The organism is Flavobacterium faecale (assembly GCF_048320115.1).
GTDB lineage: Bacteria > Bacteroidota > Bacteroidia > Flavobacteriales > Flavobacteriaceae > Flavobacterium > Flavobacterium faecale_A.
The window spans coordinates 3,277,429-3,293,707 of sequence record NZ_CP182943.1 but is presented as its reverse complement, the minus strand read 5'-3'; the positions used below and the strand labels follow the sequence as shown (position 1 = coordinate 3,293,707).

Here is a 16,279-nt window from a genome sequence, read left to right as displayed (position 1 = left end):
AAATCCTAAATTAATGTACGTACCTTTTGAAAGTTTACCAGAAGAATCCAGAATTTGGATTTACCAGTCCAATAGAAAGTTTTCAGATGTGGAGATTGCTGAAATAGAAACAGAATTGAAAGCTTTTTTAGAAGGATGGTCGGCTCATGGAACCAGTTTAGAGTCATCGTACTTATTGAAGTACAATCGATTTATCATTATTGCAGTGAATCAAGAAGTGCAAGCCGCTACAGGTTGTTCTATTGATGCTTCTGTAGTTTTTATTCAGCATTTAGAGAAGAAATACAATGTCGATTTGTTGGATAAAATGAATGTAACTTTCAAACAAGGTGAGCATATTGCACACAAGCCATTGCTTGATTTTAAGAAAATGGTCAAAGATAAATCAGTTACTGAAAATACTATAGTCTTTAATAACCTTATCAATAATGTTCAAGAATTCAACGAATCTTGGGAGGTAGAGGCGATTGACAGTTGGCACAGCCGTTTCTTTTAGTGGAAATAAAATTATAAATAAGAGGCCAAAAGGCCTCTTGTTTGTTTTTAAATTTTAGTGGATGATTCTAATATAAGCCAATGATATCAAAGGCAATTAACTTTATGTTATTGTATGTCTTTATATTTTCTCATAAAAAGTATTATGAATTGTATGCTCCTGAAGAGTAGGTCAATTCATAGCTGTGTGTGTATACTTCCAAGACGATTCCAAATGGATCTTCGACATAACACATTTTATAAGGTTTGTCATTTGGATAATACTCTCGAATAGGCATTCTTTGTTTTCCTCCATAGGCAACAATTTTTTCTACAATGGCTTCAATGTTGGGGTCTTGGATGCAAAAATGAAAAAGACCGGTATTAAAGGGGTTGAACTCTGGCGCTTCTTTAATGCCATGAGGAAAAGAGAATAATTCAATTCCAATGCCGTCTGATGTGGATAAATGAGCAATCTCAAATTCTTCCCAATTATCCCCAAAAACGTCTATACACATGAGTCCAATTGCGGTTTCTTTCTCTTTCTTTATTTTAGAAGGCTCCATGATAACGTACCAGCCCATAACTTCTGAATAGAACTTGACGGCTTCTTTGATATTTGGAACGGTAATTCCAATGTGTGAAAATGATTTCGGATAATTTTTATTTGTTTCCATAAGTCTTGTTTTGAATTGTAAAATTAATCTATATTTGCCTTAATAGCAATAACTTACCTAAAAGTGCTATAGTTACCTAAAGGAGTGAAATGATGATTTATAGTAGTTTAAGTATATTACAATGAGTGAATTTAATTATTGCCCACTAAATTATACCATGAATTTGATTGGAACCAAATGGAAACCATTGGTGTTATTCCATCTGTTGGATGGAGGATTACGCTCAGGAATCTTACAAAAGAAAATTATAGGTATTTCTAATAAAATGTTTACCCAAACAGTTCGTGAATTGGAGAACGATGGTCTGGTGGTTAGAAATGTATTTCCTGTAGTACCACCTAAAGTAGAATATGAATTAACAGCAAAAGGGAAATCGCTAGAGCCAATATTACGTAGCCTCGATCAATGGGGAATTGAAGCATTGAAAAGCGAATAGATTTTACAAATGCTTTTTTAATGTTTTTGCTTCTATTTCAAAGACCTTAGTTTTAACTTAATTTTACGCTTTATTGTAGCAATTTTAAGTAATTTGCGGTCTATATTAAAATCAATAGATGAGAATTGCAATTGTTTGTTACCCAACCTTTGGAGGTAGTGGAGTTGTCGCTACAGAGTTAGGGTTAGAATTAGGTAGAATGGGACATGAAGTACATTTTATCACTTATAGTCAGCCAGTACGTCTGGCTTTGTTGAATCCTAATGTACATTATCATGAAGTAAATGTTCCTGAATATCCCTTATTTCATTATCAACCTTATGAATTGGCCCTTTCGAGTAAGCTTGTAGATATGGTCAAATTGTATAATATCGAAATTTTACACGTTCACTATGCCATTCCGCATGCATATGCAGGTTATATGGCTAGACAAATGTTAAAAGACGAGGGAATTCATATTCCGATGGTGACTACCTTACACGGGACTGATATTACTTTGGTGGGAAATCATCCGTTTTATAAACCCGCTGTGAGTTTTAGTATTAACAAATCTGATGTAGTTACTTCGGTATCCCAAAGTCTAAAAGAAGATACCTATCGGTTGTTGAATATTAAACGGGACATTCATGTGATTCCTAATTTTATTGAACTGGATAAAAATATTTTGGACCCTCATATTCCTTGTCGCCGTTCTGTAATGGCTAAAAAAGGAGAAAAGATAATTACTCATATCAGTAATTTTAGGAAAGTAAAACGCATTCCAGATATTATTCGAATTTTTCATAAAGTTCAGCAAAAGATTCCGGCAAAGTTAATGATGGTAGGGGATGGACCTGAAAAAGAAAAAGCAGAACTATTATGTCAAGAACTTGGAATTTTAGATAAAGTTATCTTTTTTGGGAACAGTCATGAGATTGATAAAATTTTAAGTTATTCGGATTTATTTTTGTTACCCTCATCTACTGAAAGTTTTGGTCTTGCGGCTTTAGAAGCAATGGCTTGGGGAGTCCCTGTAATTTCAAGTAACTCTGGAGGATTGCCTGAGGTAAACTTTGAAGGAGTTTCTGGATACTTGAGTGATGTAGGTGAAATTGATGAAATGGCCGAAAATGCACTTAAAATTTTGAGTGATGATGTGGTTCTTTGTGAGTTCAAGAAAAACGCATTAGAAGTAGCTAAGAGATTTGATATAAAAAATATTTTGCCATTATATGTGAATTTGTATGAGGAAGCTTTAAAAAAGTATGCCAAAAAAAGAAAACTACCATCGGGCTCTCATTAATAATATTTAAATGAAAAAAATAGCTTTCCTTTTTTTGATATTAATGGTAGTATCTTGTGGTTCAAAGGCAATAAAAACTTTTGAAGCACCTCCCTTATATGAAGTGCTAACGCAACAATCTACAGGAGGAGCCAACATACGGTTTTATGAAATATTGACCGAGCCTAGGGAAATCAAGATGCTACAAAATGATGTTTTTTTGAGAAAAAAAATATCATCAGAAGATGTTCGGAAATCTAATTTTGTGATTTTGAATATGGGTGAGCAAGCTACCGGAGGTTATTCAATAGGAGTTGAAAATGTAGTACAAAAAAATGACTCTATTGTAGTTCAAGTAAAAGAGTTCATTCCTAAGCCTACTGATATGCTGACTCAAGGGATAACTTATCCTTATTGTGTGTTAAAAATTAATTCTAAAAAACCAATCCGCTTCAAATAAAAAAATGCCGCTATGTAGGAATAGCGGCATTTTTACTTTGTATTGTTTCATTAAAATTGATATCTCAAAGATAAAGCAATATCAGATCCGTAATTGTTTTTGTAGTAACCTGCTCCACCAAATTCAGGTCTGAAGTCTAATGAGATTAACAATGGAATGTCAAAATTGTATTCGATTCCAATATCTCCAGCAGCAAAAGCAAATGAACCACTATCATCAAAATTTTTGTTGTTAATACTCCAGCTTCCAACTCCTCCACCGACACCAGCGTACCAGTTTAATCCCCCATCAATATTCCAAACCCATTGATAGATCCCTGTTAATTTAAAAGCATCTATGTTGTTGCTGTTTCTCCATCCTAAATCCAATTCTAGGCGGTTGTTGCTTGACAAACCTCTTTGGTATGAGATTTCTCCACCAAATCCATCATTGTCCCCAAAACGTAATCCCAAAGCATTTTTAGAAATGCTCTGAGCTTGTGTGCTGAATGCTAATCCCATTAACATAAAAGCCGATAAAATAAGTTTTTTCATAATTTAATTGAGTTTTAACAATGTTATATTGAAATTATAACGGTAAATTTAGTCTATAATTATTATATTTTTATAAAAACTATTCAATATTTTATAAAGAATTTATGGTCAGATATTTATTTACTTGTTATTGAATATTTTACAAACCTAACTAAATTACATATAAAAAGTTACTTAGAAAATAAAATGGAAGCAATCAATTTATGATTTAAGACCTCTTCTTCATCTGTAGGGTTTTTAAAATCAATAAAATAGGATTCATCATAACGTCTCATTTTCCACTTCTTTTTATTGTATTCTAATGAGGTTAGATTTTCAACCCAATCTCCTGAATTTAAATACAAAGTGTCCCCATTTTTATTTGATTTTTTAAGTATTTTAGGTTCGTGGATGTGACCGCAAATAACATAATCGTATTTGTTTTCAATGGCTAACTCTGTAGCTGTTTCTTCAAAGTCAGAGATATGTTTTACTGCTTTTTTGACACTCGCTTTGATTTTTTTTGAAAAAGAATAAGGCTCCTTTCCCATTTTATTCAAAAACCAATTGGCTAACCTATTAAAAAGGATTAAATAGTCATATCCTAATCCTCCTAATTTTGCTATCCACTTAGCATGATGAACCGAGGCATCAAAAACGTCACCATGAAATATCCAGGCTTTTTTATCGTCAAGTTCGAGTACTAATTTATCAACTAATGAAAAATTGCCCATATTTAAGTCTGTAAACTTTCTAAGCATTTCATCATGATTACCCGTAATATAGTAAACTTTGGTGCCTTTGGAAGCAAGTGTGATGACTTGTTGTATTACTTTTAAATGCGATTTTGGGAAATAGGATTTTCTAAATTGCCAAATATCGATGATGTCACCATTGAGTACTAAGGTGTTGGGCTTTATTGAAGATAAGTATTTGTACAATTCTTTAGCATGACTTCCATAAGTTCCCAGATGTGTGTCTGAAATCACAACCAGCTCTACTTTTCTTTTTTTCAATGTAATCTTTATTTGAATTTTGGCAAATTAAGTGTATTGAAGAAAATTAAAACTAAAGTTTAAGTTAAGAAACAGAGTCAAATATTAACATAAAATCATTTTTTAAATATTAGTACATTCAAAAATACAACAATATCTATATGTAAATCAATTAAATGAGGTTGTGATAATCAGCTTATCTAAGTTAGTTTACCGCTATTCAAGTGTAAAATAGTCCATATTTTTTAATGTTTATTGAATACTTAATCGGTATAAAATAGTATTTTTGTTCAAAATTTATAATAATGGCAGGAAATAGCTACGGCACACTATTTAGATTAACAACTTTTGGAGAATCACACGGAGAAGCTTTAGGCGGAATAATAGATGGATGTCCATCAGGTATTACATTAGATTTTGACGCGATTCAACTGGAAATGTCCAGAAGGAAGCCAGGACAATCAGCAATTGTAACGCAACGAAAAGAACCAGATGATGTTCAGTTTTTGTCGGGTATTTTTGAGGGAAGGACTACTGGTACGCCAATAGGTTTTATTATCCCTAATACGAATCAAAAATCAGACGATTATTCACATATCAAAGATAATTATAGACCAAGTCATGCTGATTATGTTTATGATCAAAAATATGGCGCTAGAGACTACCGTGGTGGTGGAAGAAGCTCTGCACGTGAAACTGCTAGTCGAGTAGTAGCTGGAGCTATAGCGAAGCAAATGTTATCTGATATAAAGATTAATGCTTATGTTTCGTCAGTAGGTCCTATTTATTTAGAAAAACCCTATCAAGATTTGGATTTTTCTAAAATTGAAAGCAATCCAGTACGTTGTCCAGATGAAGCTTTAGCGGCTGAAATGGAAGAGTACATTCGCGAAATTCGTAAGGAAGGAGATACGGTAGGAGGAACAGTAACTTGTGTGATTCAGAATGTGCCTATCGGATTAGGTGAGCCTGTTTTTGACAAATTACATGCAGAATTAGGAAAAGCGATGCTGTCTATTAATGCAGTTAAAGGCTTTGAATTTGGAAGCGGTTTTTGTGGTTCTAAAATGAAAGGTAGTGAACACAATGATTTATACAATGCTGATGGAACAACAAAAACGAATTTGTCAGGTGGAATTCAAGGTGGAATAAGTAATGGTATGGATATTTATTTTAGAGTGTCATTTAAACCTGTTGCAACTATTATGAAAAAACAAGAGTCATTAGATAATAAAGGTAATATTACTGAAATGACTGGAAAAGGTCGTCATGACCCTTGTGTAGTGCCACGAGCTGTGCCAATTGTTGAAGCAATGGCAGCAATCGTTTTAGCTGATTTCTCATTAATAAATAAAACATATAAATAAGGTTAAAATCATTTTATTAAAAATACAGATACTGTTTTTTTGATATTTTAATAATTATAAAAAGGTGTGGCATTAATTTTAAATTAAGCGCACCTTTTTTTGTACTTTGTAGCCAGATTGTAAATATTGTTTAGAATGATAAAAAAGCTCGAATTACATTGGAAGATCCTACTAGGCATGATAATAGGCTTACTTTTTGGATTACTAATGAAAAACTTGGAACAAAAAGGAATTGTGGTTGATTGGATAAAGCCATTTGGGACGATATTTATCAACATGCTCAAAATGATTGCTGTTCCTCTGATTGTGGTTTCTTTGATTGTAGGATTGGCTGATTTAAAAGATATTTCTAAGTTCTCTAAATTAGGAGGTAGAACCGTTATTTTTTATCTATGTACTACTGTTTTTGCTGTAAGTTTGGGTTTGGTTTTGGCAAATCTAGTTAAACCAGGAAGTTATATTAATGAAGTTTCAAGAAAAAGTTTATTGGAGAATTTTTCTGGTGAGGCTTCACAAAAAATTGAATTAGCAGATAAAGCAAAAACAAGTGGCCCACTACAACCTTTAGTAGATATTGTTCCAGATAATTTTTTCAACGCTCTATCAGACAATGGTAGTATGTTGCAAGTGATTTTTTTTGTAATCCTAATTGGCATAGGACTTATTCTTATTGAGGAACAAAAGGCGAAACCTGTAATAGATTTTTTTAAAGGATTAAATGATGTCATTATGAAGATAATAGACATTATTATGTTGTTTTCTCCTTACGGAGTATTTGCATTAATGGCTGCTTTAATGGTTGAAATTCCAGATTTTAGTACTCTAGCTGCGTTAGGGGTCTATGGATTAACAGTGTTTATAGGTTTACTGATTATGACTTTTGTGTTGTATCCTAGTTTATTACTGTTATTTGCAGGAGTTAAACCGCAACGATTTTTCAAAGCCATTGCTCCAGCACAATTATTGGCATTTTCTACAAGTTCCAGTGCAGCAACTTTACCAGTAACGATGGAATGTGTAACTGATAAATTAGGTGTTGACGAAGAAGTTTCGAGTTTTGTATTGCCTTTAGGAGCAACGGTAAATATGGATGGAACTAGTTTATATCAGGCGGTTGCGGCAATATTTATAGCACAAGCCATGCTGCCTTTTCCTTTAGATTGGCATACACAATTAATGATTGTTGTAACAGCAACTTTGGCTTCGATTGGTTCGGCTGCTGTGCCTAGTGCTGGAATGGTAATGTTAGTAATCGTATTAGGGCAAGCAGGAATTCCTGAAGCTGGATTGGCATTGATTTTTGCTATCGATAGACCTTTGGATATGTGTAGAACAGTGGTAAATGTTACAAGTGATGCCACTGTAGCAACAATAGTAGCAAAATCTGTGGGCAAATTAGACTCCAAATAATATATAATTCGTTATTTATAATCATTGATGTATTACAATTTAAGGTTTTTGTTCGCTTTAAATTTACATTTAACTCTTAGATCTCTTATATGCTAGTACAAAGAATATTAATTTTCATTTTATTTTCTTGTTCTGTCTATGGCAATACTTTAGATACCATAAAGTCTTCACTTCCTAGAAAAGAAATTTTGAAGTTAGCTAAAGAAGCTTCTGATCTGCTTCATGAGTCTAATTTTGAAAAATCATTCGCTGCTTCTAGAATAGTATTGCGTTATGCCTATGAAAAAGGAGATAATTATCTTATAGCGAAATCGTATAATACCATTGGAGCTAATTACGAACAGTTGTCTGAGTATGATAAAGCAATTCTATATTATAAGAAAGGATTATCTTTTGCTTATAAAGCTAAAAATGATACAATCAAAAATTGGATTTACGATAACTTAGGGTCTTTATATTGTTTTGAGAAAAAAAACTATGAAGAAGGGATTGAATATCTCAAAGAATCTCTTCGTTTTAATGAGGAAAACAAGGATACGACTAAGATTGTCACAACCAAACTGAAAATTGCTTGGGCTTATTTTGATATTAAATTATTTAATGAAGGGATAGAATACTTAGATTTTGTAAACCAAAATAAGTCTCAATATGTAGATAATTCAAAAGTAGTAGTTTTGAATATGCTTAATGGGATGTATTATGGGAATAGAAATAAACATGCTATGGCAGAAAGCTATTTTTTACAAGCAATAGAACTAGGTATTCAAGAAAATAATAAGACAGATTTATCTTATTCGTATCAAGAATACTCTAATTATTTATTTAAGATTGGTGCTTATAAAAAGGCTTATGAATATTTGGTCAAATACAATCAGCTGTCTACAGATATCCAAAACTCGGAGAATATCAAAAGGGCTAAAAGAGTAGGGGTTAATGTTGAATTGGACGATTATAAGAGAAAGGTTGATTCTATTACAGCAGTGAATATTTTACAAAATCATAGCTTGAGGAAGTCGAAAATCATTGTGGTTATGTTTATAGTTGTGATTGTGGTGTTATTATTACAAATGTACACTTTGTATAAAAACTATCTATTTAAGAAAAAATCCAATAAAGAATTGACCTTGACCAATGCTGAATTGATTGTAGCTAAACAAAAGGCAGACGAGGCTTCGCACTTAAAATCACAATTTATTTCAACGATTACTCATGAATTGAGAACACCTTTGTATGGTGTAGTCGGAATAACCAATATGCTTTTAGAAGAACACAAAGAATTAGAAAATAGTCCGCATCTCAACTCCTTGAAGTTTTCTGCTAGGTATTTATTGTCTTTGATTAATGATGTTTTACAAATAAATAAAATAGAAGAAAACCGTATAGTCTTAGAAGAACTAACCTTTAATATTGAGGACGAAATAGAGATGATTATTACATCACTTTCCTTTATAGCGAAGAATCATAATAATGCGATTGATGTTGAATTAGATCCTAATATTCCAGAATTATTGATAGGAGATAAATTGAGGTTTTCGCAGATTTTAATTAATTTGATTAGTAATGCATTGAAGTTTACACATGATGGTAAAGTAGTGATAAGTGCCAAATTAGTAAAGATTGAAGGAGTTAAACATTTTATTGAGTTTAAAATCAAAGATAACGGCATTGGAATTGCCAAAGAAGACCAAGAAAAAGTTTTTGACACCTTTACACAAGTAGGAAGAAGGGATATTGATTATCAAGGAACAGGTCTAGGGTTGCCTATTGTCAAGAAATTATTAGAGTTGTTTGATAGTACTGTAGCAATAGAAAGTAAATTAGGGGAAGGGACCACTTTTACTTTTACAATTGGATTTGATTTTGATCCTCAAAAAACTACTGCTATTATTAATAATATTGAAGTTGATTTGTCGGAAAGTCAGGTTTTCAAAATTCTCGTAGTTGATGATAATAGTATTAATCGATTGGTAACTCAAAAAACTATTGAAAAACGAAACTATAAATGTGAAGTAGTGGGGTCAGGTAAAGAAGCTATTGAACTTGTGAAAAATAAAAATTTTGATGCAATTTTGATGGATATTAATATGCCTGAAATGAATGGTTTTGAAGCATCAAAAATTATTAGAGACATGGGAGTTAAAACGCCAATCATCGCATTAACAGCATTCAATAAAGATGAAATTACTGAAGAAGCTTTATCTGTTGGTATGAATGATATTATCGTAAAACCTTTTGAAACTACTGTATTGTTTAAAGTGATAAATCAACTGATTTATAAAGGCTAAAAGAATGTGATTGTAATGGGTTTTTAATGCAGTTTTATTACACAGAGATTCGCTAAGCTGGTTTTTAATAATATAATAAATTACCATGCTAGGATAGTCATTAAAGTTTACAGCTAAACATAATTAGAAAGTAATAAATAATCGTTTAAAATTCCCAAAATCCTAGCCCAGTTAGTCCCCAAGCTTCGGAACCTGAAGAAGCATCAAAAAAAAACTCCAGCATTCGCTAGAGTTTTTGTATTCTAAGTAGGAGAGAAGGGATTAAGCTTCTTCCATAGTGTGGTACACGTTCATGACATCATCGTCTTCTTCCATTTTTTCAATCAATTTTTCTACGTCGGCCATTTCAGCTTCGGTTAGTTTTTTGGTGATTTGAGGAATTCTTTCAAATCCTGATGATAAGATTTCGATGTTGCGGTTTTCTAATTCTTTTTGGATGGTTCCAAAGCTGTTGAAAGGCGCATAGATTAAGATTCCGTCTTCGTCTTCAAAAACTTCTTCGGCACCAAAATCGATTAGTTCTAATTCTAGCTCTTCTGGGTCAAGTCCTTCAGCAGGAATACGGAAGTTGCAAGTATGGTCAAACATAAACTCTACAGACCCTTGTGTTCCTAATGTTCCGTTGCATTTGTTGAAATAACTTCTTACGTTAGCCACTGTTCTGTTGTTATTGTCGGTAGCAGTTTCAATCAAAAGTGCAATTCCGTGTGGTGCATAACCTTCAAAAAGAACCTCTTTATAGTTGGCGGTGTCTTTATCAGTTGCTTTTTTGATAGCGCGTTCTACGTTATCTTTTGGCATATTCGCCGCCTTGGCATTTTGTATCACGGCACGTAGTCTGGAGTTGGCTTCCGGGTTTGGTCCACCTTCCTTAACCGCCATAACGATATCTTTTCCTATACGGGTAAACGCCTTAGCCATTGCTGACCAGCGTTTCATTTTTCTTCCTTTTCTAAATTCGAATGCTCTTCCCATTTCTATTTTTTATTTAACGAATGCAAAAATACAATTATTATGTAAGTTTCAAAGATTCTAAGTGGCTAAGTTTCTAGGTTAGTACACTCAATATCTGGATTTGGATTTATATATTCTAAATATTTTTTTATAGCATCTTTTAACCGCAAGGTTCGCTATGTTTATTTTGTTTATAAAACGCAAAGTAAGCAAAGCTTTGCGAACTTTGAGAAATCCTTTATGAACTTTGCGTTTAAAATTTGAAAACCTAAAAGCTTATTATCTCAGCAACTTAGAAATTCTATAAAAAAAACTCTATTTTTTGTAAAAAGGCAATTTTACCACTTTAGCCAATGCGTCTTTTTTGCGAATGCGAATAAAGATTTCACTACCTACAGCACTGTTTTCTGTGGTTACATAACCCAATCCGATTCCCTTGTTTAAAGAAGGTGACATGGTTCCAGAAGTGACAATCCCAATTTCGTTTCCGTTAGCATCTACAATTTCGTAATCATGCCTTGGAATGGCGCGTTCTTGCATTTCAAAACCGACTAATTTACGACTGACACCTGCTTCTTTTTGTGCTTTTAAGTTCTCAGAATTGGTAAATTCTTTGTTGAATTTGGTAATCCATCCCAATCCCGCTTCGATAGGTGAAGTCGTGTCATTGATATCGTTCCCGTACAAACAGAATCCCATTTCTAGTCGTAAGGTATCACGAGCAGCAAGTCCGATAGGTTTGATGCCAAAATCAGCTCCTGCTTCAAATACTTTGTTCCAAATTTGTTCTACCTCCGAATTTTTGCAATAAATCTCAAAACCTCCAGCACCAGTATAACCCGTTGCCGAAATGATTACATGCTCAATTCCTGCAAAATCGCCTACAACAAAGTGGTAGTAATCGATAGAAGTCAAATCTATAGTGGATAATGACTGCATCGCTTCTACGGCTTTTGGTCCTTGAATGGCCAATAAAGAATAATCATCAGAAAGGTTTTTCATTTCGACACCCAAATCATTTTGGCTCGAAATCCAATCCCAATCCTTGTCAATATTAGAGGCATTAACGACTAATAAATACTGTTCGTCTTTAATTTTGTAAACCAATAAATCATCAACAATTCCACCAGTTGTGTTTGGTAAACAAGAATATTGTGCTCTTCCGTCAGTTAAAGATGCAGCGTCATTAGAGGTTACTTTTTGGATTAAACTCAAGGCATTAGGTCCTGAAAGCAAAAACTCTCCCATGTGCGAAACGTCAAACACACCTACGGCCGTACGAACCGTTTCATGTTCTGCATTAATTCCTTCGTATGAAATAGGCATATTGTAGCCAGCAAAAGGCAACATTTTAGCTCCCAAAGCTTCGTGTATGTGCGTTAGCGCAGTATTTTTCATTTTGTTTTTCTATGAATTTTGAAGTGGCTAATTTATTGCTTTTTTATGGACTAACCAAAGTGAAATTAATGCGTCTTTTAGGGAAATTTTGCTAGTTTCTGAAACTTTTTATAAGAATGTAAATTTAGACAGCAAATTAAATTTGATCAAAAAAAATTTAATGGTTTCTTATAAATTTGTAATTTTAAGTAAATATTTACAAAATATGAGAGAGATTAAGCATATCGATAAAGAGGGAATTTTAAATCGTTTCAAAGCTGTTCCATTTGATACGCACAAAGGGATACAAGGGCATGCATTAATTATAGGGGGAAGTTATGGGAAGATAGGAGCAGCTGTTTTATCAACTAAATCGTGTATTAAATCAGGTTGTGGTTTGGTTACCGCCTTTATTCCTAAATGTGGTTACCACATACTTCAATTAGCTAATCCAGAAGTGATGGTTTATACCGATGACGTAGACAAACGCATCTCTAATATAAATTTAGGATTACATCCTGATGCTGTGGGCTTGGGTCCAGGCTTAGGAGTGTCAACTCAGACTCAGAAAGCAGTTTTAAAATTTTTACGAAAAAATCATTATCCAATGGTCATTGATGCCGATGGCTTGAATATTCTGGCTAGAAATCCTGAAGGATTAAAATATTTAACGCCTAAAACGATTGTAACCCCACATCTCAAAGAACTTAAAAGATTAATAGGAGATTGGCAATCTGATGAAGAAAAATTAGCTAAAACGATTACTTTTTCTATCAAATACAATCTGATTGTGGTTATGAAAGGTGCACCTACACTCATCATTAATGGTTCTTATGTGTATCAAAATACTACGGGAAATGCTGCATTGGCTACCGCTGGAAGTGGTGATGTATTGACTGGGATAATCACTAGTTTATTGGCACAATCTTATGAGCCTTTAGACGCGGCTCTTATTGGGGTGTATCTTCATGGTTTGACAGCAGATCTTGCTCTGCCCGAGATGGGGACACAATCTTTTATTGCATCTGATATCATAGATTTTCTTGGTAAAGCTTTTTTGAGTTTGGAAAAAGAATAACTTTTTAGTTTTCTAACAACCGTTGTTGATAAATACCAAATTAGTTTTACTTTAATAGGTTCTTTTTAGTTTTCAAAATAGGTAAATTTGAGAGTAATCAAAAGCCAATACTATGAGAATAGAAACAGACCTTAAACTAGGATTTAAAGATGTTATGATTCGTCCCAAACGTTCCACACTTAAAAGTAGAGCTCAGGTCAGTTTGGAACGAAATTTTAATTTTTTACACAGTACGGCTACTTGGACAGGAGTTCCTATAATTGCGGCCAATATGGATACGGTAGGTACCTTCGAAATGGCTGCAGTTTTGGCCAAAGAGAAGATTTTTACGGCTATTCACAAACATTATTCATTAGAACAATGGAGTGTCTTTTTAAATGCTATTCCAACAAATTGGTATGATTATATTGCAATTAGTACAGGAACAGGAAAAAAAGATGCACAAAAGGTAGCCGAAATAATTAGCGCACATCCATTACTGAAATTTATTTGTATTGATGTGGCCAATGGCTATTCAGAACATTTTGTGAATTTTTTAAAACAGACACGCCAACAATATCCTGACAAAGTAATTATTGCAGGAAATGTGGTAACAGGAGAAATGGTCGAAGAATTACTTCTTGCGGGTGCGGATATCATTAAAGTAGGTATCGGTCCAGGTTCGGTATGTACCACTAGAATCAAAACGGGCGTGGGCTATCCACAACTTTCGGCCATAATTGAATGCGCTGATGCGGCGCATGGACTTGGTGGACATATCATCAGTGATGGTGGTTGCTCGACGCCTGGAGACGTAGCCAAAGCATTTGGAGCAGGTGCCGATTTTGTCATGCTTGGTGGGATGCTTGCAGGTCATGAGGAAAGTGGGGGAGATTTAATTGAAATTGGAGGCAAAGCTTATAAACAATTTTACGGAATGAGTTCAACAACGGCTATGAACAAACATGTAGGCGGTGTTGCTGAATACCGAGCCAGTGAAGGAAAAACAGTAAAAATACCTTATAAAGGTAATGTTATTCACACTGTTTTGGATATTATGGGAGGATTGCGAAGTACCTGTACTTATGTTGGAAGCTTCTAGGTTAAAAGAATTGACTAAAAGAACCACTTTTATCCGCGTAAACGAACAAGAAAATAAAATTTTCACGGATTAATAATGATTGAAATTATTCCTGCTACTGTAGCTGATTTTTCTGCCATACAAGAAATAGCAAGGACTACTTGGCCCAAAACCTATGGTGCTATTTTGTCTAAAGAACAAATGGATTATATGTTGGATTTGTTTTACTCGGTTGATAAAATGAATATGGACTTAAAACATGGTCATTATTTTGCTGTTGCCAAAGAACATGACGTACCTATAGGATTTGTCTCTTTCGAGCATCATTATCCAAATAGCCCTATTACCAAAATTCACAAACTGTATCTTTTGCTCAATTTTCAAGGCAAAGGTATTGGTAAGCTATTAGTGGATTATGTGGCTGAGAAAGCAAAAGAAAACCATTCTGATTCCATTTTTTTGAATGTTAACCGATTTAATAAAGCATTGGATTTTTACATGAAAATAGGTTTTGAAATCCTTAAAGAAGAGAATATCGATATTGGTCGGGGATATTGGATGGAAGATTATGTGATGGAGAAAAAACTTTAATTTACTCCACGATAATATCATGTGTATACAATAGACCTTTGAGTTCTTCTAATGCAAAAATAGCTTTCTTTAATTTTGTTTTCTTTGGGTTGATTGTGTAGTTTTTACTGCTTTTAAAATCTGCTTTGTTGGCATTTGCATAATCAAATTCAGCTCGATATAAATCACAGTTATTAAAGAAAACAGCATTTAAGTCGGTTTGCATAAAATCTACTGCTATTAAACTACAATTGGTAAAACTTGTTCGCTTCATTTTGAGTGCGTAGAATTTGGAGAAATCCAAGACGCAGTTGTTAAAATGAATCTCAAAAATGAGTTTGTCCACCATGGCAAAATTCACATCTTTGATTTGGCATCCATTGAAATGAACTGTTCTTAACGCTACATGATTGATTTTGGTGCCGTTAAAATTACAGTTGTTAAAAGAGCAATCTATAAAAGTAACTGCTTTAAAACTACAAGCTGAGAAATCACAATTCGTAAAATTACAGGCTTCAAATTCTTTAAAATGGAGTGCTACCTCGGTGTATATTTGATCGTTGAATTGGATATCGAGGATGTATTGAGTCATGCATTGATTTTTTTATGTAAAAATAATAAAATCACGAGAGTTTTTGTTTTTTTTACAGATATAGATTTGTTTGGTTATTCGATTTATTTGTCACTAAAAAAATAAAAATTAAATTTCTTACAATGGTTTTTAAAACTTTACCTAATTTTAGAAGATTATTAAACAAAAGACAATATCATGAAAAAATCCACTTTCTTAACAACAGTTACTTCGGTTTTTGTTTTTTTAGTAACCTCTAATTTACAGGCGCAAAAGTTTAAAGGACTGGATGCTAGTCCGATGGATGCAGTTGCTTTTCCAACAAATAATAAAGAAACGAATAAATTAATTAAGGTAATATATAGTAGACCACAATTAAAGGGACGAGAACTTACTACTCTAGTACCTTATGGGAAAATATGGCGTACTGGGGCAAATGAAGCAGTAAATGTAACTTTGTATAAAGACACCAAATTAGGCGGGAAATTAGTTAAGGCTGGTGAGTATTCTCTTTTTACCATACCGGGTGAAAAAGAATGGACCATAATATTAAACAAAGATATTAATGTTTGGGGGGCTTATTCGTACAACGAAGCCAATGATGTTGTCCGCGTTTCTGCACCAGTGACTTCTGGAGAAAATTTGGATGCTTTTTCAATGGCCTTTGAGAATGATGGTACGCTATTTTTAGGTTGGGGAACAATTCGGGTTGCCGTACCTTTTATTAAATAAAAGGTATTCTAAAAAGAAAAATGGCCTTTCTATATTAATTTATGGAAAGTTTTTTTTTTC

Annotated in this window: 16 protein-coding genes and 1 pseudogene; 11 read left to right on the top strand and 6 right to left on the bottom strand. The window is 33.4% G+C overall.

Features of this window, described 5'->3' with window-relative positions:
• The first annotated feature begins 13 nt into the window (after window positions 1-13).
• Window positions 14-496, top strand: coding sequence for an ABC transporter ATPase (locus ACNH59_RS13655; protein ID WP_418263077.1), 483 nt, complete (start codon window positions 14-16; stop codon window positions 494-496).
• 142 nt (window positions 497-638) lie between these two features.
• Here ACNH59_RS13655 and ACNH59_RS13650 read toward each other — a convergent pair whose 3' ends face one another.
• The gene (locus ACNH59_RS13650) at window positions 639-1,151 is read right to left on the bottom strand and encodes a VOC family protein (RefSeq protein WP_418263076.1); all 513 of its coding nucleotides are present in this window, start codon (window positions 1,149-1,151) and stop codon (window positions 639-641) included.
• Window positions 1,152-1,272: 121 nt separating this feature from the next.
• On the opposite strand from ACNH59_RS13650, the gene ACNH59_RS13645 reads away from it, so the two are divergent.
• The 3 genes from ACNH59_RS13645 to ACNH59_RS13635 all read left to right on the top strand — a co-directional run bounded on the left by ACNH59_RS13645 (window position 1,273) and on the right by ACNH59_RS13635 (window position 3,308).
• Window positions 1,273-1,587: a winged helix-turn-helix transcriptional regulator gene (locus ACNH59_RS13645; protein ID WP_418263075.1), complete on the top strand. Its 315-nt coding sequence runs from the start codon at window positions 1,273-1,275 to the stop codon at window positions 1,585-1,587.
• 118 nt (window positions 1,588-1,705) lie between these two features.
• Window positions 1,706-2,869 carry an N-acetyl-alpha-D-glucosaminyl L-malate synthase BshA gene (gene bshA / locus ACNH59_RS13640; RefSeq protein WP_418263074.1) on the top strand — a complete coding sequence of 388 codons (1,164 nt, stop codon included), beginning with the start codon at window positions 1,706-1,708 and terminating at the stop codon, window positions 2,867-2,869.
• 10 nt (window positions 2,870-2,879) lie between these two features.
• Window positions 2,880-3,308, top strand: a complete 429-nt coding sequence (locus tag ACNH59_RS13635) for a protease complex subunit PrcB family protein (RefSeq protein ID WP_418263073.1) — start codon at window positions 2,880-2,882, stop codon at window positions 3,306-3,308.
• Window positions 3,309-3,358: 50 nt separating this feature from the next.
• On the opposite strand, the gene ACNH59_RS13630 is transcribed toward ACNH59_RS13635, so the two are convergent.
• Window positions 3,359-3,841 carry a hypothetical protein gene (locus ACNH59_RS13630; protein WP_418263072.1) on the bottom strand — a complete coding sequence of 161 codons (483 nt, stop codon included), beginning with the start codon at window positions 3,839-3,841 and terminating at the stop codon, window positions 3,359-3,361.
• Window positions 3,842-4,011: 170 nt separating this feature from the next.
• Window positions 4,012-4,836: a UDP-2,3-diacylglucosamine diphosphatase gene (locus ACNH59_RS13625; RefSeq protein ID WP_418263071.1), complete on the bottom strand. Its 825-nt coding sequence runs from the start codon at window positions 4,834-4,836 to the stop codon at window positions 4,012-4,014.
• A 284-nt stretch (window positions 4,837-5,120) separates the two neighbouring features.
• Here ACNH59_RS13625 and aroC point away from each other — a divergent pair, with 284 nt between their 5' ends.
• The 3 genes from aroC to ACNH59_RS13610 all read left to right on the top strand — a co-directional run bounded on the left by aroC (window position 5,121) and on the right by ACNH59_RS13610 (window position 9,877).
• Complete coding sequence (gene aroC / locus ACNH59_RS13620; protein ID WP_418263070.1) at window positions 5,121-6,182, top strand: chorismate synthase; 1,062 nt, start codon at window positions 5,121-5,123, stop codon at window positions 6,180-6,182.
• Window positions 6,183-6,320: 138 nt separating this feature from the next.
• Window positions 6,321-7,592, top strand: a complete 1,272-nt coding sequence (locus tag ACNH59_RS13615; RefSeq protein ID WP_418264901.1) for a dicarboxylate/amino acid:cation symporter — start codon at window positions 6,321-6,323, stop codon at window positions 7,590-7,592.
• Window positions 7,593-7,681: 89 nt separating this feature from the next.
• Complete coding sequence (locus ACNH59_RS13610; RefSeq protein ID WP_418263069.1) at window positions 7,682-9,877, top strand: response regulator; 2,196 nt, start codon at window positions 7,682-7,684, stop codon at window positions 9,875-9,877.
• Window positions 9,878-10,138: 261 nt separating this feature from the next.
• Here the strand turns inward: ACNH59_RS13610 and ACNH59_RS13605 are convergent, their stop codons facing one another.
• Window positions 10,139-10,852 (bottom strand): YebC/PmpR family DNA-binding transcriptional regulator, encoded by a 714-nt coding sequence (locus tag ACNH59_RS13605; protein ID WP_418263068.1) that lies wholly within the window; start codon window positions 10,850-10,852, stop codon window positions 10,139-10,141.
• Window positions 10,853-11,146: 294 nt separating this feature from the next.
• Window positions 11,147-12,229 (bottom strand): glycine cleavage system aminomethyltransferase GcvT, encoded by a 1,083-nt coding sequence (gcvT, locus tag ACNH59_RS13600; RefSeq protein WP_418263067.1) that lies wholly within the window; start codon window positions 12,227-12,229, stop codon window positions 11,147-11,149.
• 205 nt (window positions 12,230-12,434) lie between these two features.
• On the opposite strand from gcvT, the gene ACNH59_RS13595 reads away from it, so the two are divergent.
• The 3 genes and pseudogenes from ACNH59_RS13595 (at window position 12,435) to ACNH59_RS13585 (ending at window position 14,937) form a co-directional block, all read left to right on the top strand.
• Entirely contained in the window at window positions 12,435-13,286 is an 852-nt protein-coding gene (locus ACNH59_RS13595; protein ID WP_418263066.1) for an NAD(P)H-hydrate dehydratase, read from the top strand.
• Between the two features lie 112 nt (window positions 13,287-13,398).
• A pseudogene (locus ACNH59_RS13590) lies at window positions 13,399-14,440 on the top strand (GMP reductase).
• Window positions 14,441-14,442: 2 nt separating this feature from the next.
• Window positions 14,443-14,937 (top strand): N-acetyltransferase family protein, encoded by a 495-nt coding sequence (locus ACNH59_RS13585; RefSeq protein ID WP_418263065.1) that lies wholly within the window; start codon window positions 14,443-14,445, stop codon window positions 14,935-14,937.
• 1 nt (window position 14,938) lies between these two features.
• Here the strand turns inward: ACNH59_RS13585 and ACNH59_RS13580 are convergent, their stop codons facing one another.
• Window positions 14,939-15,508 carry a pentapeptide repeat-containing protein gene (locus ACNH59_RS13580; protein ID WP_418263064.1) on the bottom strand — a complete coding sequence of 190 codons (570 nt, stop codon included), beginning with the start codon at window positions 15,506-15,508 and terminating at the stop codon, window positions 14,939-14,941.
• A gap of 177 nt (window positions 15,509-15,685) precedes the next feature.
• Between ACNH59_RS13580 and ACNH59_RS13575 the strand changes: the two genes are divergently transcribed.
• Window positions 15,686-16,219, top strand: a complete 534-nt coding sequence (locus ACNH59_RS13575) for a DUF2911 domain-containing protein (protein WP_418263063.1) — start codon at window positions 15,686-15,688, stop codon at window positions 16,217-16,219.
• Window positions 16,220-16,279: the final 60 nt, after the last annotated feature.